Source organism: Terrabacter sp. P2_E3 (assembly GCF_056403915.1).
On record NZ_JBFUEN010000006.1, the window covers coordinates 192,852 to 213,938 of the forward strand.

The following is a 21,087-nucleotide window of genomic DNA, read 5'->3' on the forward strand; positions in this document are numbered from 1 at the left end:
GCCGCGCGCCCACTGGAAGGCGTGCCGGACATCCCCCGGCAACATCACACGCACGGTGCCCGCCAGGGCCTCCCCGGAGGCCACGGGTCACCCGCGGGTCCGCTGGGTGGCGGCCAGCGAGGCGGCCACGACGGACCCGGCACCGGCAGCCCGCAGCGCCCGGGCGGCCTCGGCGAAGGTGGCCCCCGTGGTCACGACGTCGTCGACGAGCAGGCATCGTCGGCCCCGGATCACGTTGTGCCACAAGGGGATCACTGACAGGGCCCCGGCGAGGTTGCCGCGGCGCTCGACCGTCCCCAGTCCCGACTGGTCCTCCACGCGCCGCACGTGACGCAGGGCAGGGGCGACCCGGAGCGCCGGCCCGGGTCGCCCGACGAGCTGTGCGACCGCTGCCTCGCACAGGCCTGTCATCGGCGTGTCGCCGCGCTCGCGGACGGCGCGTCGCGACGAGGGGGCCGGGACGACGAGCACGCCCCCTGCGTCCCAGCCGACGCCGGCCAGCGCCGCGTCGAGCGACACGGCGAGGAGGGGCACGAGGACGGCCTCGAGGTCGCGCCGGCCGGCGTCCTTCCACGCGGACACGGCCGCGCGGAGCGGGTCGGCGTAGACGCCCCAGGCGTGCACGGGCGGCATGCCCTCCGGGACGGGATGCGGCACGACCCAGGGTCCGCCGCCGTGCACGCGGGCGTGGCCCTGCACCGCGGGCGTATGCGTCGAGTGACCGCCGGGGTCACGCGAGGCGGGTGCCCCGAAGGCCAGCCCCTCGAGGGCACGTGTGCACCGAGCACACCAGACGGCACCCGGACGGAGGCATCCGCCGCACTCGCGCGGGAGGACGAGGTCGACGAGGTCGCTGTCGCGCACCCGGGCCGCGCCGACCGAGAGGGCGGCGCCGATCGCCCGCCCGAGGTCCCCGACCCCGCGCCCCACGCGCCTCTCGCGCCGCGGCGGGCCCGCCAGCCCTGACCCGCGACGCCCTCGCACGCCTCCAGCCCACCTCACGGCGGCCTGAGGGTCGAGACCTGAGGCCGTCACTGGGGACGACGGCCGTCGGGCGTGCGGGGGTGTGGACGGCCGGACCGGCGGCGTTCAGCCGCCGGGGACGAGGACGTCGCTGCCGCGCTCGATGAGGGGCCAGTTCGAGCCTGCCCTGGCGAGCACCCGGTTGTCGCTCGTGACGATGATGATGCCGCGCGGGCCGCCGACGGTCGTGATGGTCACGGCTCCGGGGACCGCGCCGAGCCGCGCTGCGCCGGTCCGTGTGCCGTCGACGCCCGCACCGATCGTCGCCAGCCACGCCCGCATCGGGTCACCTTGGCGCTCCTGGCCCAGGACGGCGTACCCGACCGGGTCGAGCCAGGTGACGTCCTGGATGCGGGTCAGCGACTGGGCCTGGCGCAGCGGTTGCGCGAGCGCCTGCGGCTCGCCGTTCGTCGCGCGGACGATGCCGCTGAGACCGAGCTGCTCGTCGCCTCCCGACCGGTCGGTCGTGACGATGAGCACGCGGGTGGCGTCCGCGGCCACGGCGATGGCCTTGACCCGGCGGTCCCCCAGCCACGGCGTGCTGATCGGCTTCGGGGCGGAGTCGGGGTCGCTCGAGACGGAGTCGAGCACGTAGACGCGGTCGTCGCCGTGCTCGTCGCTGCCGGCGATCCACAGGTAGCCGTCGGCGTCGTAGACCGGGCGGATGAGCGATGTCGCGAAGGAGGCGACCGTCCTCGGCTGCTCGGTCGCACGCCAGATGGACAGGTCACGCCCGTTGGCCGACACCGCCGCCACCTGCTTGCTGTCGACGGCGAGCGCGAGGCTGCGCCACGTGTCGGGGATGCGAGCGATGTCGCCGTCCTTGGGCTTGAGGTCGGGCCGCTTCGCGTCCTGGGTGTCGGGGACGTAGCGCGGGTCGAAGCGCCTCATGGCATCGCCCGTGCGCAGCTGCGCCGTGTCGAGGAAGGTCTTGGGGACGACGTCGTAGCCCAACTCGGCCGCGGACGAAACCGTGGTCACGCCGCCGGGCAGCTCGAGCTGGGTGCTGTCGACGGCGAGGGACACCGAGCTCACCGACGAGATCTGGCTCAACGTCTTGGTCAGCTGGGCCCACATCGCGGCGCGACCGGCCGGGTCGGCCGACAGCGCCTCGCTGCTGAGGTTGACCTGGGCCCTGCCGTTCGTCACCGGGACGGCGTTGACGGCCAGCCGGGTGCCCGTGGGCACGCCCGTGGCGACGGCGCCGGCGAGGTGGCCGGGCACGGCGCTCAGCTGGGCCCGCGCCAGGGTCGTGGCCAGACGGGACCCGATCGGGAACCACCGCGAGTCCGGCACGAGGTCGCGCCCGGTGCGCGTCACGTAGTGGACGACCCGGTTGACGTAGACGCGGTTGAACTGGTCGTTGTCGAGCCACAGCCCGAAGCCGGTCTTGGGCAGCTCCACGCGCCACTCGCCGCCCACCTTCGTCAGGCCGAGGGTGACCTTCTCCCGGGTGCCCGGCGGCTGCTCGACGTAGCGGCCGTCCGGGGTCAGCCTGGCCAGGGCGTCGGCGCTCACCTCGATGGTGTCGTCGGTGAGCCGGCGCAGCGTGAGGTCACCGTCGTAGACGACGACGTCCTCGCTCGACCATCGCCAGAGGTCGACCGACTGCGGCGTGAGGAACAACTGCCCGGTGGCATGGGTCTCGTCGGTGTCCTCGCCCGCCCGGAGGAACCCCCGGACGACAGCCTCCTGGCTCGCCCCGTCGAACGGGCCGACGGCCACGACGCGGACCGGCTCGTTGAGCACCTCCCCCAGCGCGCGCCCTTCGACGACCGGGCCGGTGCCGGGCAGGCCACCGCACGCCGCGAGGGCGGTGGAGGCGGCGAGCAGCAGCGCCGCGAGACCGCGGGCTCTCACGGGGCACGCTCCACGACGATGCGTCGCAGCCGCAGCGTGTCGTCGTCGGCCGGGCGGCCGGCGTCCGAGGACCCGTCGCCGCCGGCAGGGCCGGTCGAGTCGTCCCCTCCGGCCGCGCGGGCGCGGGCGGCCTCCGCCGCGAGCGGGCTGAGCGGCAGGGGCGAGCTCGTGATCGTCGCATCGGCCTGGCGCGGCAGAGTGAGGCGGAAGCACGACCCCTCTCCCCGTGCTCCCCAGGCCTCGAGGCGGCCGGCGTGCAGCCGGGCGTCCTCTAGCGCGATGGCGAGGCCCAGGCCGGTGCCACCCGTCGTACGGGCCCGGGCTGGGTCGGCACGCCAGAAACGGGTGAAGACGAGCGCCGCCTCGCCCGGCCGGAGCCCGACGCCGTGGTCGCGCACCGTCACGGCGACGGCGGAGTCGTTGGACCCGATCGTCACCTCGACGGGCTTGCCCTCGCCGTGCTCGACGGCGTTGGACACGAGGTTGCGCAGGATGCGCTCGATCCGGCGCGAGTCCATGTCGGCGACGACGGCGCTCGAGGGTGCGTTGACGACGAGCTGGGTGCCCTTGCGAGCGGCGAGGGTGCGGTGCGCGTCGACGGCCCGCTCGACGCAGGCACGCAGGTCGCTCGCCTCGACCTCGAGCACGGCCGCACCGGCGTCGAACCGCGAGATCTCGAGCAGGTCGCTGAGCAGCGACTCGAAGCGGTCGAGCTCGCCGCGGAGCAGCTCGGCCGAGCGGGCGACCGTCGGCTCGAAGTCGTGCCGGGAGTCGTGGATGAGGTCACCGGCCATGCGGATCGTCGTGAGCGGCGTGCGCAGCTCGTGCGAGACGTCCGAGACGAACCGCTGCTGCACGCGCGAGAGGTTCTCGAGCTGGGCGATCTGCTGCTGGATCGAGGCGGCCATCCCGTTGAAGGACGTGCCGAGGCGTGCGAGGTCGTCCTCGCCCTTCGCCTGCATGCGCTCGTTGAGGTTGCCCTCGGCGAAGCGCTCGGCGACGGAGGCGGCGCGACGCACCGGGTCGGCGACGAGCCGGGTCACGACGAAGGCGATGGCACCGATGAGCAGGATGAGGGCGGCACCGCCGAAGAGGAAGGTCTGCCCGATGAAGCTGATGATCTCGCGCTCACGGTCCATCGGGTAGATGAAGTAGAGGCCGTAGTTGCCCGCCACGGGGAGCACGACCTTCTGGCCGACGATGACGGCGGAGATGCTGCCGTTGCCCTCCTCGATCGTCGCGACCTGGAGGTGCTGGCGGTCGGGCTGGGCCGCGACCTGCTGGCGCAGCTCGTCGGGGATGAACCGGACGCCGACGCTGCCGCTCTCGACCGTCCTGACGATGAACGGCGACGTGTTGTCGTCGAACCGCGTCAGCACGACGTAGCGCGTCTCGTTGCCCGCGTCGCGCCGGTAGGTGTTGATGAGCGTCGTCGCGAACTGGGTCAGCTTCTCCTGCGTGTCCGTCTGGTCGGTCGAGTCGAACTGTCCCTGGGCGTCGGTCGCGTCGCGCAGGCTGTCCTCCGACGCGATGCGCTGGCGGCTGTCGACGAGCCCCTGGGCGATCGAGCCGTAGAGGTAGGTGCCCACCGCGGTGAGCACGAGGATGCCGAGGAGCATCGTCACGACGACGACGCGGAAGCCGAGGGAGGCCCGCCACAGGTGGAGCAGCCGGCGCCAGGCCCGGCGCAACGCCGCACCGGCCCGCGAGGCCAGCCCCGCGGGTCCGCTCCGGGCCGCGCGCTCCGTCATGTCAGGACGGGCCGGCCTTGTAACCGACGCCACGGACGGTCACGACGATCTCGGGCCGCTCGGGGTCGTGCTCGATCTTGGAGCGCAGTCGCTGGACGTGGACGTTGACGAGGCGGGTGTCACCCGCGTGGCGGTAGCCCCACACCTGCTCGAGGAGCACCTCGCGGGTGAAGACCTGCCAGGGCTTGCGCGCCAGCGCGACGAGCAGGTCGAACTCGAGCGGCGTCAGGGACAGTGACTCGCCGTCGCGCTTGACGGAGTGGCCCGCCACGTCGATCTCGAGGTCGCCGATCGACAGCTTCTCGGGCGCGGGCTCGTCGCCGCGGCGCAGCCGGGCTCGGACGCGGGCGATGAGCTCCTGCGGCTTGAAGGGCTTGACGACGTAGTCGTCGGCGCCGGACTCGAGCCCCACGACGACGTCGACGGTGTCGGTGCGCGCGGTGAGCATGACGATGGGCACCCCGCTCTCGGCACGGATGCGACGGCAGACCTCCATGCCGTCGAGCCCCGGGAGCATGACGTCGAGCAGCACGAGGTCGGGCCGCGACTCACGGAAGGCACCGACCGCCTCGGAGCCGTCGGCCACGTGCGTGACCTCGAGCCCCTCGTTGCGCAGCACGATCCCGAGCATCTCGGCGAGTGCGAGGTCGTCGTCGACGACCAGTACCCGACCCTTCACGACACACTCCTTCCCGGGACCGCGGACCACGCGCCCCGTACGTCCTGACCAAATCATCACACACGCCTGACGACCTGCTGACCCAAGCGAGTCGTGACCGGGGGCCGTATGCCGTGCGCGCACCCTCCGCGAGCACGTGACGGGAGCGGGCCACGCGGCATACGGCTCGCGACGCGGCGAAGGGCCCCGACGGTGTCGGGACCCCCCGTGGAGCGGTGCGGCGTCAGGCCGTCAGCTCTGCGTGACGTACCACTTGCCGCCGATCTTGACGGCCTTGAAGCTCGAGACGACGTCGGCGGCGAGCGCCGGCTCGGTCGTGACGCTCTCGAAGGTGGCGTTGTTGCCGTTGACGGTGGCGCCGCTGATCTTCAGGCCCTGGAAGGCCGCCCCGAGCTCCTTGATCTGGTCGAGCATCGGGGTGATGGTCTTGCCGCAGGCCGCAGCGGCCCCGGGGATGCTCGAGATGGCCTTGCCTCCCGTGGCCATGAGCGTGCACACCGTGTTGCCGTCACCGGCGACCATGGCGTCGAGCCACGAGGTCATCGCAGCCTCGGGCGTCGCCTGGTCGACGGGACCGGCCGTCGCGTTCGTCGTGCCCGTGTCGGTGGCGCCGGTGTCGTCGGTCGTGCCCGACGACATCGTGTCGGACGGCGTGGTCGCGCTCGAGGTCGAGCCGGCCGGAGTGGTCGGTGTCGCTGCCGGGTCGACGGACTTCGAGCAGGCGGCGAGCGAGACGGAGAGGGCCAGTGCGAGTGCACCGGTCAGGAGCTTCATCATGGAGGGTCCCTGCCAGACGGGTGGTCGGTGAGTCCCCCGATCCTCCCACGGGAGGGCCGCCCGGGAGCGTCGAGGAGCACGGCAGGAGCGGTTCGCGCGACCAGCGACGCCGCGTTCCAATCCCCCAAAAGCCCCCGCACCGTCCGGTGAGCGGGGATGATCGCCCGGTGACGAGCGACACGCGGGGAACCGCCCCGGCCGCCGAGCTGGCCCCGGACACCGGACTGGAGAACGACCCGGACACCGGCCCCGTCGACGGCCCGGTCGTCGGAGGGCCGGAGCCGACCCCGCGCGGCCGACGCGGCCCGCTGCCGCTCGGCGTGCGCCAGGCGCTGCCCGGCCTCGTCATCCTCGTCGCCGTCGTCCAGATCGCCCGTCCGGTCGGTGACCCGGACACCTTCTGGCACCTCGCGGCCGGCGACCGGCTCCGCGAGACGTGGACCTTCAACGGGCCCGACCCGTGGAGCACGATGTCGACGCAGCCGTGGCGGCTGCACGAGTGGCTGCCCGAGCTGCTCATGAGCGTCGTCCAGCAGTTCCTCGGGCTGCCGGGTGTGGCCTGGCTGCTTCCCCTCGGCGGGGCCGCCATCGGCCTCACCCTGTGGCGCGCGACCCGGCCGCGGGCCTCGCTCCTCGCCTCGGCCGCCGTCACGTCCGTCGCACTCGTGGCGATGAGCCAGAGCCTGTCGCTGCGGCCGCACCTGCTCTCGTTCGCCTTCGCCGTGGCCTTCACGGCGGCCTGGCTGCGCTCGGCCGCGGACGCTCGCCCGCGGTGGTGGCTCGTGCCCGTCACGTGGGTCTGGGCCTGCACGCACGGCATGTGGTTCTTCGGTGTCGTCATCGGGGTCGTAGCGCTGCTCGGGATCGCGCTCGACCGTGCGGTGACCCGCCGGCAGTGGCTGCGCCTCGCGCTCGTGCCACTGGCCTCCCTCGCGGCCGCGGCCGTGACGCCGACCGGACCCGAGCTGCTCCTGTCGCCCTTCGCCGTCAACGAGACGACCCAGTACATCGAGGAGTGGATGCCGCCGTCGCTCCGGCAGCCCGGCTTCCTCGCCTTCCTCGCCCTCGCAGCCGCCGTCGTCCTCGTCTGGGCTCGCGCGAGGCACCGCGCCCGCTGGACCGACATCCTCCTCGTCGGGCTCGCCATCGGGCTGGCCCTGCTCTACAGCCGGACCGTCGCCGTCGGAGCCGCCGTCATCGCCCCGGTCGCCGCGGCGACGATCCAGGGCCTGCTCCCGCCGGACCGCGAACCCGTGACTCGGCGCGAGGTCGGCCTGACCGTCGGCCTCGCGGCGCTCGGGCTGCTCGTCGCAGCCCTGATCCTGCCGACCCGCGCGGCCGTCCCGACATGGGGGGCCAACGACCTCGACACGCCGTTGTCGGCCCTGCCGCAGGGCACCGTCGTGTGCAACGACTACGGCGTCGGGGGCTGGCTCATCTGGCGCCACCCGAACGTGCGTCCCACCATCGACGGGCGCGTCGAGGTCTACGCGACCGGACACGTCAAGGAGCACCTCGACTTCGAGCGCGCAGCCCCGGCCTGGCAGGCCTACGTGCGCCGGACCGGCTGCACGTACGCCCTGCTCACCAAGGGGCAGCCGGTCATCGAGGCGCTGACGGAGCAGGCGCAGTGGACGGTCGTGCAGCGCGGCTCGGAGTACGTCCTGCTCCGCGCCCCGCGCTGACGGCAGCACTCCCCACCCCGAACACACGGATGCCGCCCACCTCGTGAGGTGGGCGGCATACGTACGCCGTCAGGTGCCGCTCCCCTGCGGGGCGGTACGGGCGGGCTCAGTAGCGGTAGTGCTCCGGCTTGTACGGCCCGGCGACGTCGACGCCGAGGTACTCGGCCTGGCCCTTGGTCAGCTCGGTGAGCCGGACGCCGAGGGCGTCGAGGTGCAGGCGCGCGACCTTCTCGTCGAGGTGCTTCGGCAGGGTGTAGACCTGCTTGGCGTAGTCGCCGGTCTTCGTGAAGAGCTCGATCTGGGCGATCGTCTGGTTGGAGAACGAGTTGCTCATGACGAAACTCGGGTGGCCGGTGGCGTTGCCGAGGTTCATCAGGCGACCCTCGGAGAGCACGATGATCGAGCTGCCCGAGGTGAACGTCCACTCGTGGACCTGCGGCTTGATCTCGGTCTTCTGGATGCCGGGGACGCGGGCGAGGCCGGCCATGTCGATCTCGTTGTCGAAGTGGCCGATGTTGGCCACGATCGCCTTGTTCTTCATCTTCGTCATGTGCTCGGCCGTGATGACGTCGTAGCAGCCGGTCGTCGTGATGAAGATGTCGGCGGACTCGACGACGTCCTCGAGGCGGGCGACCTGGAAGCCCTCCATGGCGGCCTGCAGGGCGCAGATCGGGTCGATCTCGGTGACGATGACGCGAGCGCCCTGGCCACGGAGGGACTCGGCGCAACCCTTGCCCACGTCGCCGAAGCCGGCGACGACGGCGACCTTGCCACCGATGAGGACGTCGGTGGCGCGGTTGAGGCCGTCGATGAGCGAGTGGCGGCAGCCGTAGGTGTTGTCGAACTTGCTCTTGGTCACCGCGTCGTTGACGTTGATGGCCGGGAAGAGCAGCTCGCCGGCCTCGGCCAGCTGGTAGAGGCGGTGGACACCGGTCGTGGTCTCCTCGGTGACACCCTTGATGCCGGCGGCGACCGTCGTCCACTTCTGCGGGTCGGTGGTCAGCGTCTGGCGCACGAGCTCCTTGAAGACGCCGAACTCCTCGGAGTCCTCCTCGGTGGTCGGCGGCACCTGGCCGGCCTGCTCCCACTCGCGGCCCTTGTGCACGAGCATCGTCGCGTCGCCGCCGTCGTCGAGGATCATGTTCGGGCCCTCACCGCCGGGCCAGGTGAGGATCTGGTCGGTGCACCACCAGTACTCGGGGAGCGTCTCGCCCTTCCAGGCGAAGACGGGGACGCCCTGGAGGTCGTCGGCGCTGCCCTGGGGGCCGACGACGACGGCCGCGGCGGCCTCGTCCTGCGTCGAGTAGATGTTGCAGGAGGCCCAGCGGACCTCGGCACCGAGCGCGGTGAGCGTCTCGATGAGCACGGCCGTCTGGACCGTCATGTGAAGGGAGCCGGCGATGCGGGCGCCCTTGAGCGGCTGGGATTCGGCGTACTCCTCGCGGATCGCCATGAGGCCGGGCATCTCGTGCTCGGCGAGTCGGAGCTGGTGTCGGCCGGCCTCGGCGAGGCTCAGGTCGGCAACCTTGTAGTCGAAGGACATGAGTGATCGTTTCCTTTGATCGTCGGTCTGCAGACCCGGCGCGCCCCTCTGGGCTCATCTGGCGGGTCATCACCCACGCCGGCAGTCGCCCAGTCTAGCCGCGAGCCTCGTCGGGCTCGAATCCCCTGTCGAGGCCTGCGCTGCCACGCCCCACAGCTCCCCGCGGTCTGAGCGCATACGTTGTCTCGGCGGCACCTACCCCCGCCCCGGCGGAGTTGGTGCAGTCGCCAGACCCGAAACCGCCACACCTCCTCCGCCCGGGCGGAGGTATGACGGGCGTGGCGATGGGTCCCACCCCGCGGCCTCCCCAGCGACTCGGGAGAGGCCAGCACACGGCATACGCCGAGCGGCCGGCTCCAGCGGTGCGGGTCAGTGCGTGCTTGCGGCCTCGTCGTGCTTCGTGCGGCGCGGGATGACGTGCAGGACGGCGACGACGACGGCGCCGACGACGAGACCGATGAGGGCCGACGCGAGCGTGTTGACGACCCAGGCGAGGAAGCCACCGATGCCGGCCACCCCGGCCACGCCCTCCTCGAGGTGGTGGACGAGGTCGTAGGGCGCGTGCCAGCCGAGCTCGTCGACGCCGACGAGCAGGATGTGCCCACCGACCCAGAGCATCGCCGCGATGCCGACGGTCGACAGCACTGAGAGCAGCTTCGGCATCCCCTTGACGAGGCCCCGGCCGATGCGCTGCGAGGCCCCTGACTCGCGCCCGGCGAGGTGCAGGCCGACGTCGTCCATCTTGACGATGAGGCCGACGACGCCGTAGACGAGCGCCGTGATGAGCAGCGCCACGATGACGAGGATGATGAGGCGCGAGACGAAGGGCTCGGTGTCGACCTCGTTGAGGGCGATGACCATGATCTCGGCCGACAGGATGAAGTCGGTGCGGATCGCGCCGGAGACGACGGCCTTCTCGTCGACCTCGCCGACCTCGGCCTCCTCTTCCTCGTGGCCCGAGACGATCTCCCAGACCTTCTCGGCGCCCTCGTAGGCGAGGTAGGCGCCGCCGACCATGAGGATCGGCGTCAGCAGCCACGGCACGAACTGGCTGAGCACCATGATGACCGGGAGGATGATGAGCAGCTTGTTGCGCAGCGAGCCGAGGGCGATCCGCTTGATGATCGGCAGCTCGCGCTCGGGTGCCAGACCCTGCACATAGCGCGGGGTCACGGCCGTGTCGTCGACGACGACGCCGGTGGCCTTGACGCTGGCCTTCGCGGCTGCAGCGCCCACGTCGTCGACGGATGCCGCCGCGAGCTTCACGAGTGCCGCGATGTCGTCGAGGAGCGCTACGAGTCCGCCTGCCATGGCGTCATCCTAGGGTGGTCTGGGAGCCCGCTGGGAACGCGCTCAGGCCGGGTCGTCGAGCTTCAGCCCGAGCAGCGCGTTCTCGACGACCTCCGCGAGAGCCGGGTGGATCCAGTACTGCCGGCGGGCGAGGTCGTGGACGGTCGTGCCGAACGCCATCCCCTGCACGAGCGGCTGGATGAGGGAGGTCGCCTGCGGACCCATGAGGTGGGCTCCGAGCAGGAGACCCGTCGTGGGGTCCGCCACGAGCTTGCAGATGCCCGTCGTGTCCTCCATGGCCCAGCCGTATGCCGTGTCGCCGTAGGCCTGGACGTACGCCGTGTGCGCGCGGCCCTGCTCGACGCACTCCTGCTCGGTCAGGCCGACCGTGGCGATCTGCGGGTGGCTGAAGACGCCGGACGGCACGTTCTCGTGCGGCAGGACGCGCAGGTCGTCGGGGTGCACGAGGTTGTGCGCGATGGTCCGGGCCTCGGCGTTCGCCAGGTGCTTGAGCTGGTGCGGCGCGCTGATGTCGCCGAGGGCCCAGACACCCGCGGCGCTCGTGCGGCCGTAGGCGTCGACCTCGATGCGCGCGTCGTCGAGCAGCCGCAGGCCCCCGGCCTCGACGCCGAGGTCGGCGCTGTTGGGCCGGCGACCGGTGGCGACGAGCAGGAGGTCGGCGTCGACGGCCGTGTCGTCGTCGAGGCGCAGGCGTACGCCCGCCCCCCCGACGCCGGTCTCGACGGCCGTGACCGCCGTCTCGGTGCGCACGTCCCACTGCTCGCGGGCCAGGTCGGTGAAACGCCGTGCGATGTCGGTGTCGAGGTGGCGCAGCAGCAGCGACGACCGGACGACGACCGTCACCTTCACGCCGAACGAGGCGAAGACGTGGGCCATCTCGGCCGCGATGAAACCGCCGCCGATGATCGCGAGCCGCTCGGGCAGCGCGTCGAGGCGCATGATCGTGTCGGAGGTGTGGAACGGCACGCCCGACTCGGTGACGACGTCGGGCACGACCGGGTGGGCGCCGGCGGCCACGACGACCTGGTCGGCCGTCACCGTCTCCTCGCGGCCGTCGCCGAGGTCGACCGTGAGCGTCCGGTCACCGGTGAAGCGCGCGTGCCCGAGGTAGGCCGTCGTGTTGGGTCCCTCGACGCGATAGCGCCGGCCACCGTCCGAGATGGGGTCGATGCGCCCGAAGACGCGGTCGCGGACGTCGGCCCAGCGCACACCTTCCAGCGTGGCGTCGACGCCGTAGCGGCCGGCCCCGCGCACGTCGCGCGCGAGGTCCGCGGCGTAGACGAACATCTTCGTCGGGATGCAGCCGACGTTGAGGCAGGTGCCGCCGAACGTCCCACCCTCGATGATCGCGACGCGCTTGTCGTCGAAGTCGGGGGTCACGAGCGAGTTGCCCGAGCCGCTGCCGATGATGGCCAGGTCGTAGTGCTCCGTCACCGTGGCAGCCTACGTGGGAGACCCGACCGACCCCGGACGGCATCCGTTCCGCACGCGGTCGGCACACGGCATACGCCCTCGGCGTGCCGGACGGGTCAGCTGTCGCGGGCGCCCCGCAGCAGGCGCACGTGGGGCGAGGTGGCGGGGTCGAAGCCGAAGCCGAGGGCGAGGTAGGTCGCGGCGAAGTCGGTCAGGGCGACGTGGTGCGCGAGGCGCAGCAGGGGGTCGGCCGCCGGGGCGTCGACGAGCGAGACGCGCACGCCCGCGTCCTCGGCCACGGACACGACGGTCTCGGCAAGGCTGTGCGGCTCACCCGGCGAGGTGTCCCGCAGCATGATGAGCCGCAGCGGTGGCCGCGTCGGGCCGTCGAGGAACGGGTCGGCGAAGATGTCGTCGCTCCCGCCGCCACCGGACTGGCCCGGCGCGAGGGGTCCGTCGAAGCACGCGACGATCTGGCTCGCGGCGTCGGGCAGGGCGCCGTGCGCGACGGGCACGCGGCCCGTGCGACCGAACATCGCGGCCGCCCGGCGGGCCGTGACGTCCCCGAAGCGGCCCTCGCCGAGGACGATGGGCGTCGACTCGGCAAGCTCGGTCGCCAGCACCTTGGCGGGGTTGACGAAGGACTCGGACGACGGGCGCGCGTCGGTGGCCGTGCGGTCGAGCACGTCGGCGAGCTCGGCGAGCGTCTCGTGGCTGACGGACGCGATGCCCATGGCGTCGGCGGCGAGCAGCGCAGGAGTGGCCTGGGCCCACACCGACGTGCGGGAGGATGCCCCGCTGACCGCGATCGGGACGTGCACGCCGTGGGCCCGGGCACAGACCTCGGCCAGCGGCGAGTCGGCCGCCCCGACCGTGACGAGGAAGGCGCCACGCCGCGCCGCCTCGGCGGCGAGGGCGAGCGTGCCGGCCGCCCGACCGGACTGGGACACGGCGATGACGACGTCGAGGGCCCCCACCCAGCCGGGCAGCGATCCCGAACAGCAGCTCTGGACCGGCAGGGCCGACGCGCCGCGGGACACGGCCTCGAAGAGGTCGGCCACGGCGACGGACCCGCCGGCGGCCGCGACGACGACCCCACGGGGTTCGACGTCACGGAGCCGGTCGAGGCCGGCCTCGGTCGAGGCCGCGACCGTGCGCCGCACCTGGGCACCCGCGCCCGCCAGGGCGCGCAACGTGTCGCTGGAGTCGAGAGCGGCCAGGGCGCCCTCGTCGTCGAGGCGGGCTTCGTCGAACACGGCGCCCACGGGTCTCAGCCGTCGGTGCGGCGGGCGAGGTCGACGAGCAGGACGGGGACGCCGCCCTCGACGGGGTAGGCGAGGTGGCACGTGTCGCAGCGCAGCTCGGCGGTCTCGGCGGTCTCGCCGGTCGCGGCTGTCTCACTCGTGCCGGCGTGCTCACCCGCGGTGTGCACGGCGTCGACGAGCTCGCCCTTGCACTGCGGGCACCGGAGGATGCCGCGCAGCCACGGCTCGATCGTCTGCTGGCTCTGGCTCACGAAGCGTCTCCTGCGTCCTGGGCGGGGGTGGACCCGGTCTCGTCGCTCACGGTGGCACCCGACCGGATGAGGGCGAGCAGCTCGTCGCGCACGTCCTGCATCGTCTCACGGTCGGCGGCCTCGACGTTGAGCCGCAGGAGGGGCTCGGTGTTGGAGGCGCGCACGTTGAACCACCACATCGGGGCGTCGCCCTCGGGGCTCGCGACGGTGAGCCCGTCGAGCTCGTCGGTGCCGGCGCCGCGCACCTGGGCCCAGGCCCGCACCTGCTCGACGACGGCGGCCTGGTCGGTCACCGTCGAGTTGATCTCGCCGGATGCGACGTAGCGCTCGTACTCGTCACAGAGGTCGGACAGCGGGCCGTCCTGCTCGCCGAGGGCGGCGAGCACGTGCATGGCGGCGAGCATGCCGGTGTCGGCGTACCAGAAGTCGCGGAAGTAGTAGTGAGCCGAGTGCTCGCCGCCGAAGACGGCTCCGGCGCGGGCCATCTCGGCCTTGATGAACGAGTGGCCGACGCGGGTGCGCACCGGCGTCGCCTCGTGCTCGAGCACGATCTCGCGCACCGCGGCGCTCGAGATGACGTTGTGCACGATGGACACCTCGGTGTCGCCGCCCTCGCGGGCGCGTAGGATCTCGCGGACCGCGACGAGCCCGGTGACGGCGCTGGGCGAGACGGGCTCGCCGTCGGCGTCGACGACGAAGCAGCGGTCGGCGTCACCGTCGAAGGCGAGGCCGATGTCGGCACCGTGCTGACGCACGGCGGCCTGGAGGTCGACGAGGTTGGCCGGGTCGAGGGGGTTGGCCTCGTGGTTCGGGAAGGTGCCGTCGAGCTCGAAGTAGAGCGGGACGATCTCGAGCGGCAGCTCGGGCAGGCCGGCGCCCGTGCCGAGCACGGCCGGCACCGTGTGGCCGCCCATGCCGTTGCCGGCGTCGACGACGACCTTGAGCGGGCGCGAACCGGACAGGTCGACGAGGCCGCGCAGGAAGGCGGCGTAGTCACCGAGCAGATCGCGCATCGTCACCGAGCCGGGACCCCCGGCCGGGTGAGCGAGGCCGGTCCCACCGTCGAGCAGCCACTGGGCGAGGTCGCGGATCTCGGCGAGTCCCGAGTCCTGGCCCACGGGGCGGGCCGCCGACCGGCACAGCTTGATGCCGTTGTACTGGGCCGGGTTGTGGCTCGCCGTGAACATGGCGCCGGGGAGGTCGAGGGCGCCGCTGGCGTAGTAGAGGCCGTCGGTCGAGCAGAGCCCGATGACGGTCACGTCGACGCCGCGCGAGGTCACACCGGCGGCGAAGGCCGCGGAGAGCTCCGGCGAGCTGGGGCGCATGTCGTGGCCGATGACGACACCGCTGGCCCCGTCCGGGACGGCGACGACCTCGGCGAACGCGGCGCCGAGGGCGTGGGCCACGTCGGGTGAGAGCTGGTCGGGCACGATTCCACGTACGTCGTAGGCCTTGACGAAGTCTGCGAGGTGGGGCACGCCGAACACCCTAGTGGTCAGGAGTCCTTGAGGATGCGCAGGTGTCCGCGGCGGCCGGACTCGACGGCGCCGGACTCGGCCTCCGCGGTGGCCTGGCCCCGTGACGTCGTGCGGGTCTCTCCGGGGCGGCTCGTGCGCGGGCGGCCGGCCTCGCGGACGGCGTCGGCCAGGGCGAGGAGGTCGTCGGCGGCCAGGGCCGGCTCGGGGAAGTCTCCACCCACACGCACGACCTCCCAGCCACGGGGAGCGGTCATCCGCTCGGCGTGCTCGAGGCACAGGTCGTAGGTGTGCGGCTCCGCGTAGGTCGCGAGCGGGCCCACGACGACCGCACGGTCGGCGTAGGCGTACGTCAGGGTCGCGACGGCAGGACGGGCGCATCCCGTCTTCGAGCAACCACGTGTCAGACCCACGATCCGGGACTCTAGTCCGCCCTCCCGAAGAGGACGAATCACCACGCCGTCCGAGCACGAGATCACCGAGGGCGTATGCCGCCGGGTGGCGTCCGTGCGCGAGGTGACGGTCGATCTAGAGTGGAGACGTGGACACCGCCTCACCCCGCACGCCCGGGCGCCGTCGTCGGCGTGACCGGCACGGACGTGGCCGCCGGGGGCCTCTGGCCTGGCCGCCGGTCCCCGCCATGACCTCGCGCCGCGACGAGTTCGACGACTTCGTCCTCGACGCCGCGGCCCGGCTCGAGGCGACGTGCGGGCGTGCCTTTCCCGCAGTGGAGTTCGCCGTCGAGGACGTGCCCCGCGGACCTGCTCCGTGGGACCACCGCGAGGTGCCGCTCGGCCGGCTCTACCCGGCGACGAGCGCGCGTCCGGCGCGGATCGTCGTCTATCGTCGGCCCGTCGAGACGCGCGTCACCGACCGGCGAGACGTCGCTGCCCTCGTGGCCGACATCGTGACGGAGCAGGTCGCCGGGCTGCTCGGGGTCGCTCCCGAGGAGCTCGACCCCGGCTTCGGCGAGTGACCCGCCGACACCGGGCCGGGCGGGGCCGTCGCTAGTTGCGCACCTGACGCACCGGCACCGACAGGGCCCGCACGGGCGCGTCACTGAGCGAGGCCACCGAGAAGAACGGCACTCCCCCGTCGATCCCTGCCACGGAGACGGCGCCTCGCAGTGTCCCCTTCGTCGGCACGACCCACACGCCCTTCGCGTCCTTGGCGTCGACGGCCACGGTCGAGGCGGCCGGCACGTCGACGGTGGACACTTGGGCGCTGTCGCCGGAGCCCAGCCGCACCTGAGCCGTCGCGGGAGCCGAACCTGCTGTCAGGAGAAGGCGTTTCGTGGTGCCGTCGAGTCCGGGCAGCAGGACTCCGGCGACTCCCCGGAGGGCCGGGGTCGCGGGCGTCCAGGCGAAGTCGCCCATCTGGTCCCCGGTCGTCGCCCGGCGCTCGGTCCAGGCCGCAGCCACGAGCGGCTGGTCGGACCGGACACCGACACCCAAGGCAGCCGGGTTGGACGGGATCGCCACGTCGAGCGTCGAGCCCGCCGGCACGCGTACGGCCCGGAGGTCCTCCGGCTGCACCGCCCCCTTGTCGGTGAGCAGTCGCACCTGGGCCAGGGCCTCGGTGCTGCCGGGGTTGGCCAGGCGCAGCGAGATGCCGCCGCCGGTCTCGACACCGGGCACGACGAGGTCGGTGCTCGGCGAGGCGGCGCGGGTCGCATCGTCGATGCCGCGGCCGGTGGCACCGAGGATCCACTGCTCGTCGAGCACGGCCGACACGACGCCACCGGTGGCGGTGACGTGGACGACCGGACCGGCCTCGTCGGGCGCGAGGGCGTCGAGCGAGACGACCTCCCGCGAGAGAGGCGGGATGGAGATGCTGCGCGCGCCGGCCGCGTCGACGGGCCCCCCTCGCCCCAGGACCTCGAGGGAGACGGACACGGCGTTGGCTCCGGGGTTGCTGACGATGACGCGCTCGGTGCGCGAGGGCCCCCCACCGCCACCGACGAGCCAGACGTCGGACGACGGCAGCTGGCAGGGGGTCACGGTCAGGCCGCGGTCGTCGTCACCGCCGTGGCGCCACACCTGGGTGGCCACGAGCCCCGGGGCGAAGGCGCCCCGCGCCCTCGCGATGACGACGTCGGGGGCGGCGGTGCCGGCCGAGACCTCCGCTCCCCGGTCTGAGCTCTGGGCGAGCCCGGTGGACGACGACCCGCCGAGCAGCGCCACGGTGCCGGAGCCGCCCGCCGGCGCACCGGCGACGACACCCTGGTCGGGAGTGGCCGCCGCGACGGTGACGGTGCCCTCGACGTCCCTCAGCCCCGTGGCTCCGAGTCGCTGCTGGCCCGGGCACACGAGGGAGGACTCGTCGAGCAGGACGGTGGAGGACTCGGGCAGGCCGGCCTGCCCGCCCGGGGTCGCGAGCTGCACGGAGCCGCTCACCCGGGTCGCTCCGACCGCGAGTCCCGCGGCGACGAGCGCCACGGCACCCGCCCGGACCATTCCGGGCACGTTCGTCGTCATGTGCGCCTCCTCGAGCGTCGGTTGCCGAAGGGCACGGCCATGAACACCACGAAGCCGAGCAGCAGACCCTGGCCGAGCCGCCACCACGGCTGTGCTGCAGCGAGATCGATCTCGAGCTCCCCGGCGGTGGGGGGCACGGCATACGTGGGCTGGGCGGCCCCGGCCACCGGTAGGAGCTCTCGGCCGTCGAAGGTCACGAGCGCCTGCTGCGACCACTCGGCGGGCTCGGCCAGGACGACGAAGCGTGCAGCTTTCCCGGCCGGAGGCATCGTGTCGACCGCGGCGTGCGGTCCCGACGTGGGCACGACCCGCAGCAGCGCTCCGTCGGCGTCGACGAGGCGGGCCCGGGACGGAGCGGTCGCAGCGACCCCGCCGTCGGCGGCCGGCAGCGGCTGCACCTTCCAGAGGATGCCGCGCTCGCTCGTGCCGAGACGGCTCAGACCCTCGGAGGAGTCGAGGCGGCGGGCGAGCGCGGAGTCGGCCGTCGCCCGCACCTGCACGAAGCCGACGCCGAGGCGGGCCAGGGCGGTGGAGTCGAGGGAGTCGGCCCCGCGGCCGCCCACGAGGTTGGCCACGGCGTCGACGAGCGGCGCGTCATCGGCGTCGGGGGTGCGGTCGAGGTCACGCAGCAGCTCGCCCGGCTCCTGACCGGCGAGGACGAAGTCCACGACGTCGTCGGACGGGCGCAGGAGCAGCAGGCGGTTGCCGAGCGGGCCGCTGCCCTGCTCGATCGCGACGGCGGGGAGGGTGGCCTGCCCCACCGAGAGCGTGTGGCCGATTCCTTGGACGCCCCAGGAGGCGGCGCTTGCCAGGACCGGGACGACGGCGAGCGCCGCGGCGGCGACGGCTGCGGCGAACCCCCAGCGACGACCCGGACGGGCCAGCGACTCGAGCACGGGCCTGCTGCCCGCCAGCACCCCGACGAGCAGGCCGGCCAGCCAGAGCTGCACGCCGACGCCCGCCCAGAGGTGTGCCGTGGCGGACTGTCCGACCCCGGTCTCGGCCGAGCCGAGGACGACCCGCCCGGACAATAGGGCGGCGGCGAGCCCGAGCAGCGCGAGCACCCCACCGACGACCAGACCGACGGACTCGGCGCGGCTGCGTCCCCGCGTCGCGAGCCCGAGGACCCCGAGCACGACGAGCGGCGCACCGAGCCACACGGCCCAGCTGGTCGCCCCCGGCTCGCCGAGGACGTGCGCGAGCACCCCCGACGGGCCGCGGTCGTCGACGGTCGTGACGAGGCCGGGACCGGAGAGGAGCAGCCGTGCGTCCTCGACGAACTGGGCCACCCACGGTCCGAGGAGCGCGGTGGGCACGACGAGCAGGACGAGAGCACGGGCCCGGCGCAGGCCCGGGCCGAGGACGAGGAGCAGCAGGGCCGCGACGACCGAGAGCGCGAGCAGCGGCGGCGCGAAGGCCCCGACCACCGCCGTCGCGAGCGCCGTCGCGAAGGAGGCGGTGAAGGTGCCGTCGCGGCGGGCCGCGAGGCAGAAGCCGGCGAGGACGAAGGGCAGCAGGACGTGGACGACGGCCACGCCGACCCGGCCCTGCGCGATGCCGGTCGCGGCGACGCCGGCCGTGCCCCAGGCCAGGGCACCCAGCGCCCGGGCGACCCGCGAGGAGGTGACGACGCGTCCGGCGAGGTAGGCCGACCACGTCGCGAGCACCGGTGTGAGGAAGAGCAGCCAGGCGATGGTCACCCCGGCGCTCGACCGGCTCTCGGCGACGCCGGGGACCCGCTCGGCGAGCCACGTCAGGGCGGAGAGCACGGCGAGATGGGGGCCGGACTCGGCGCCGGTGCCGAGTCCCGCGCCGTGCCAGGCGTCGCGGAACGCGTGCCACAGGCCAGAGGCGTCGGTCGACACGGGTCGCAGCTCGCCGCCGGCCACGCCTGCGTTCGTGGGTGAGAGCGCCCCGGCCCGGATGGCGTCGCGCCAGGCGGCCGTCGTCGCGACGAGCACGGCGAGGACGGCGAGGAACCCGGGGTGCGAGACGATGCGACGCGGCAGCGATGCCGGCAGGTGGTCGAGCGACTCGGAGTCGTCGGCGACGGGGCCGGTCTCGGTGGTGAGGGCCGCCTCGCGCCGCGCGCGGCTGCGCTCGGGGGTGATGGCGTCCTGGATGTGGTCGATGGTGGTGCGGGCGGCCACGGCCGGTGCGACGAAGAGCGTGCCGAGGTGGTCCCGACGCAACCGCTTGGTCCGGCGTCCACGCCAGCGGGCGCCGAGGGTCGCGAACGGGTGGAGCAGCGCGCTGACGTCGGTCAGCTCGCGCCAGGCCTGCCTCGGGCGCTTGGCCACGAGCAGGGTCACGGACGACACGAGGGCGGACAGCGCCATCCAGACGGCGAGGAACGGTGCGGCCAGCGGCGAGCAGCGTGCCAGCGTGACCTGTCGGGCGGCCCGGCGCCCGCGGCGTTCGAGCTCACGAGGCCTGGGGACACCCGGTCGCTCACCGTCGATGCCGGCGGACGCGTCGCGCACGACCGCACCCGGCACGACGATGACGCGGTGGCCGGCGAGCTGCGCCCGCCAGCCGAGGTCGAGATCGGCTCCGTGCTCGACGAACGCGGGGTCGAAGCCACCGATGTCGTCGTAGGCGGAGCGTCGCACGAGCATGCCGCTCGTGCTCACCGCGAGGACGTCCGCGCGGTGGTCGTACTGGCCCTGGTCGGCCTCCCCGCGGGCGGGCGAGGCCAGGCGGCGGCCCGTGCGGGTGATCTGGATGCCCATCTCGACGAGGCGTCGCGGGTCGTCCCAGTCGACGATCTTGGGCCCGGCCACCCCGACGGACTTCGAGCGGAGCCCGGCCTGGAGCAGCTGGGCGAGCGCGTTGGCACGCGGCACGGTGTCGTCGTGGAGCACCCACACCCAGCTCGTGGACGCGTCGGCGCCGACGGGGAGCGCCGCCACACCGGCGTCGATGGCGCGACCGATCGGCACGCGGCCGTCGAGACGCACGATCTCGACGGAGGGGATCGCCCGACGCACGCCGGTGTGGGCGCGCGCGATGGCGTTCGACGTGTCGCTGCTCGCGACGTCGACGATGACGAGCCGCGCTGGCGGCAGTGTCTGGGCGGCCAGGCCGTCGAGACACTGCGCCAGCCACGCAGCTCCGTTGTGCACGACGACGATCGCGTCGACCGTTCCGTTCGGTCGCTGCCCGGTGGAGGGAGGGGCGGACAACGACACGGACGACGCACTCCCCGCGCCAGCGGGGGTGCTCAGGTCTTCGGCGAGCTCGTCGGGCACAGCGGCTACCTGCACCCGGACACCAGCGAGGTGCCGGGCTGGAACCTCACGATCAGACCGCGCGCTTCTTCAGCTTGCGGCGCTCTCGCTCGGACAGTCCGCCCCAGATGCCGAATCTCTCGTCATTGGACAGGGCGTACTCGAGGCACTCGGATCGCACCTCGCATCCCACGCAGACCTTCTTGGCCTCGCGGGTGGAGCCGCCCTTCTCAGGGAAGAACGCCTCCGGGTCGGTCTGGGCGCAGAGCGAACGCTCCTGCCAGGAGAGCTCACCCTCCTGCTCGCCCGTGTCCGACCAAACCACCATCAACTCGTGCATGACCCCT

The 21,087-nt window shown here is 73.3% G+C and carries 17 protein-coding genes; 2 read left to right on the plus strand and 15 right to left on the minus strand.

Annotated features, from left to right (window positions below):
- Positions 1-87 precede the first annotated feature (87 nt).
- The 5 genes from AC1DW8_RS09930 to AC1DW8_RS09950 all read right to left on the minus strand — a co-directional run bounded on the left by AC1DW8_RS09930 (position 88) and on the right by AC1DW8_RS09950 (position 6,090).
- Positions 88-930 (minus strand): ComF family protein, encoded by an 843-nt coding sequence (locus tag AC1DW8_RS09930; RefSeq protein WP_478093663.1) that lies wholly within the window; start codon positions 928-930, stop codon positions 88-90.
- A 159-nt stretch (positions 931-1,089) separates the two neighbouring features.
- Positions 1,090-2,883 carry an LpqB family beta-propeller domain-containing protein gene (locus AC1DW8_RS09935; protein WP_478093665.1) on the minus strand — a complete coding sequence of 598 codons (1,794 nt, stop codon included), beginning with the start codon at positions 2,881-2,883 and terminating at the stop codon, positions 1,090-1,092.
- Positions 2,880-4,634 carry an MtrAB system histidine kinase MtrB gene (gene mtrB, locus AC1DW8_RS09940; RefSeq protein ID WP_304437913.1) on the minus strand — a complete coding sequence of 585 codons (1,755 nt, stop codon included), beginning with the start codon at positions 4,632-4,634 and terminating at the stop codon, positions 2,880-2,882. Before mtrB ends, AC1DW8_RS09935 begins: the two co-directional genes overlap by 4 nt.
- Position 4,635: 1 nt before the next feature.
- On the minus strand, positions 4,636-5,313 hold the full coding sequence (gene mtrA / locus AC1DW8_RS09945; protein WP_020143004.1) for an MtrAB system response regulator MtrA: 678 nt from the start codon (positions 5,311-5,313) through the stop codon (positions 4,636-4,638).
- Positions 5,314-5,544: 231 nt separating this feature from the next.
- Entirely contained in the window at positions 5,545-6,090 is a 546-nt protein-coding gene (locus AC1DW8_RS09950; RefSeq protein WP_478093668.1) for a hypothetical protein, read from the minus strand.
- A 167-nt stretch (positions 6,091-6,257) separates the two neighbouring features.
- Between AC1DW8_RS09950 and AC1DW8_RS09955 the strand changes: the two genes are divergently transcribed.
- Positions 6,258-7,775, plus strand: a complete 1,518-nt coding sequence (locus tag AC1DW8_RS09955; protein ID WP_478093670.1) for a hypothetical protein — start codon at positions 6,258-6,260, stop codon at positions 7,773-7,775.
- 106 nt (positions 7,776-7,881) lie between these two features.
- Here AC1DW8_RS09955 and ahcY read toward each other — a convergent pair whose 3' ends face one another.
- The 7 genes from ahcY to AC1DW8_RS09990 form a co-directional block, all read right to left on the minus strand.
- Positions 7,882-9,318 (minus strand): adenosylhomocysteinase, encoded by a 1,437-nt coding sequence (ahcY, locus tag AC1DW8_RS09960; protein ID WP_056770612.1) that lies wholly within the window; start codon positions 9,316-9,318, stop codon positions 7,882-7,884.
- A 369-nt stretch (positions 9,319-9,687) separates the two neighbouring features.
- A complete protein-coding gene (locus AC1DW8_RS09965; RefSeq protein ID WP_056770614.1) occupies positions 9,688-10,629 on the minus strand; it encodes a DUF808 domain-containing protein in 942 nt (313 codons plus the stop codon).
- Positions 10,630-10,671: 42 nt separating this feature from the next.
- Entirely contained in the window at positions 10,672-12,063 is a 1,392-nt protein-coding gene (locus AC1DW8_RS09970) for a mycothione reductase (RefSeq protein WP_478093673.1), read from the minus strand.
- Positions 12,064-12,158: 95 nt separating this feature from the next.
- Positions 12,159-13,307, minus strand: a complete 1,149-nt coding sequence (locus tag AC1DW8_RS09975; protein WP_478093675.1) for an SIS domain-containing protein — start codon at positions 13,305-13,307, stop codon at positions 12,159-12,161.
- Between the two features lie 5 nt (positions 13,308-13,312).
- A complete protein-coding gene (locus tag AC1DW8_RS09980) occupies positions 13,313-13,558 on the minus strand; it encodes a Trm112 family protein (RefSeq protein ID WP_056770621.1) in 246 nt (81 codons plus the stop codon).
- A complete protein-coding gene (locus AC1DW8_RS09985; RefSeq protein WP_478093677.1) occupies positions 13,555-15,045 on the minus strand; it encodes a phosphomannomutase/phosphoglucomutase in 1,491 nt (496 codons plus the stop codon). Before AC1DW8_RS09985 ends, AC1DW8_RS09980 begins: the two co-directional genes overlap by 4 nt.
- Before the next feature lie 8 nt (positions 15,046-15,053).
- On the minus strand, positions 15,054-15,446 hold the full coding sequence (locus AC1DW8_RS09990) for a DUF3499 domain-containing protein (protein WP_056770627.1): 393 nt from the start codon (positions 15,444-15,446) through the stop codon (positions 15,054-15,056).
- Positions 15,447-15,574: 128 nt separating this feature from the next.
- Here AC1DW8_RS09990 and AC1DW8_RS09995 point away from each other — a divergent pair, with 128 nt between their 5' ends.
- Positions 15,575-16,009: a metallopeptidase family protein gene (locus tag AC1DW8_RS09995; RefSeq protein WP_081633808.1), complete on the plus strand. Its 435-nt coding sequence runs from the start codon at positions 15,575-15,577 to the stop codon at positions 16,007-16,009.
- A 31-nt stretch (positions 16,010-16,040) separates the two neighbouring features.
- Here AC1DW8_RS09995 and AC1DW8_RS10000 read toward each other — a convergent pair whose 3' ends face one another.
- The 3 genes from AC1DW8_RS10000 to AC1DW8_RS10010 form a co-directional block, all read right to left on the minus strand.
- Positions 16,041-17,510, minus strand: a complete 1,470-nt coding sequence (locus AC1DW8_RS10000; protein WP_056824214.1) for a DUF5719 family protein — start codon at positions 17,508-17,510, stop codon at positions 16,041-16,043.
- Positions 17,507-20,635 carry a glycosyltransferase family 2 protein gene (locus AC1DW8_RS10005; RefSeq protein ID WP_478093680.1) on the minus strand — a complete coding sequence of 1,043 codons (3,129 nt, stop codon included), beginning with the start codon at positions 20,633-20,635 and terminating at the stop codon, positions 17,507-17,509. Before AC1DW8_RS10005 ends, AC1DW8_RS10000 begins: the two co-directional genes overlap by 4 nt.
- A gap of 178 nt (positions 20,636-20,813) precedes the next feature.
- Entirely contained in the window at positions 20,814-21,080 is a 267-nt protein-coding gene (locus AC1DW8_RS10010) for a WhiB family transcriptional regulator (RefSeq protein ID WP_020143018.1), read from the minus strand.
- Positions 21,081-21,087 lie beyond the last annotated feature (7 nt).

Excerpts from the sequence above, each read along its gene's own strand:
- mtrB (WP_304437913.1), bottom strand. The coding sequence starts at position 4,634 with ATGACGGAGCGCGCGGCCCGGAGCGGACCCGCGGGGCTGGCCTCGCGG.
- AC1DW8_RS09950 (WP_478093668.1), bottom strand. The coding sequence starts at position 6,090 with ATGATGAAGCTCCTGACCGGTGCACTCGCACTGGCCCTCTCCGTCTCG.
- ahcY (WP_056770612.1), bottom strand. The coding sequence starts at position 9,318 with ATGTCCTTCGACTACAAGGTTGCCGACCTGAGCCTCGCCGAGGCCGGC.
- AC1DW8_RS09965 (WP_056770614.1), bottom strand. The coding sequence starts at position 10,629 with ATGGCAGGCGGACTCGTAGCGCTCCTCGACGACATCGCGGCACTCGTG.
- AC1DW8_RS10000 (WP_056824214.1), bottom strand. The coding sequence starts at position 17,510 with ATGACGACGAACGTGCCCGGAATGGTCCGGGCGGGTGCCGTGGCGCTC.
- AC1DW8_RS10010 (WP_020143018.1), bottom strand. The coding sequence starts at position 21,080 with ATGCACGAGTTGATGGTGGTTTGGTCGGACACGGGCGAGCAGGAGGGT.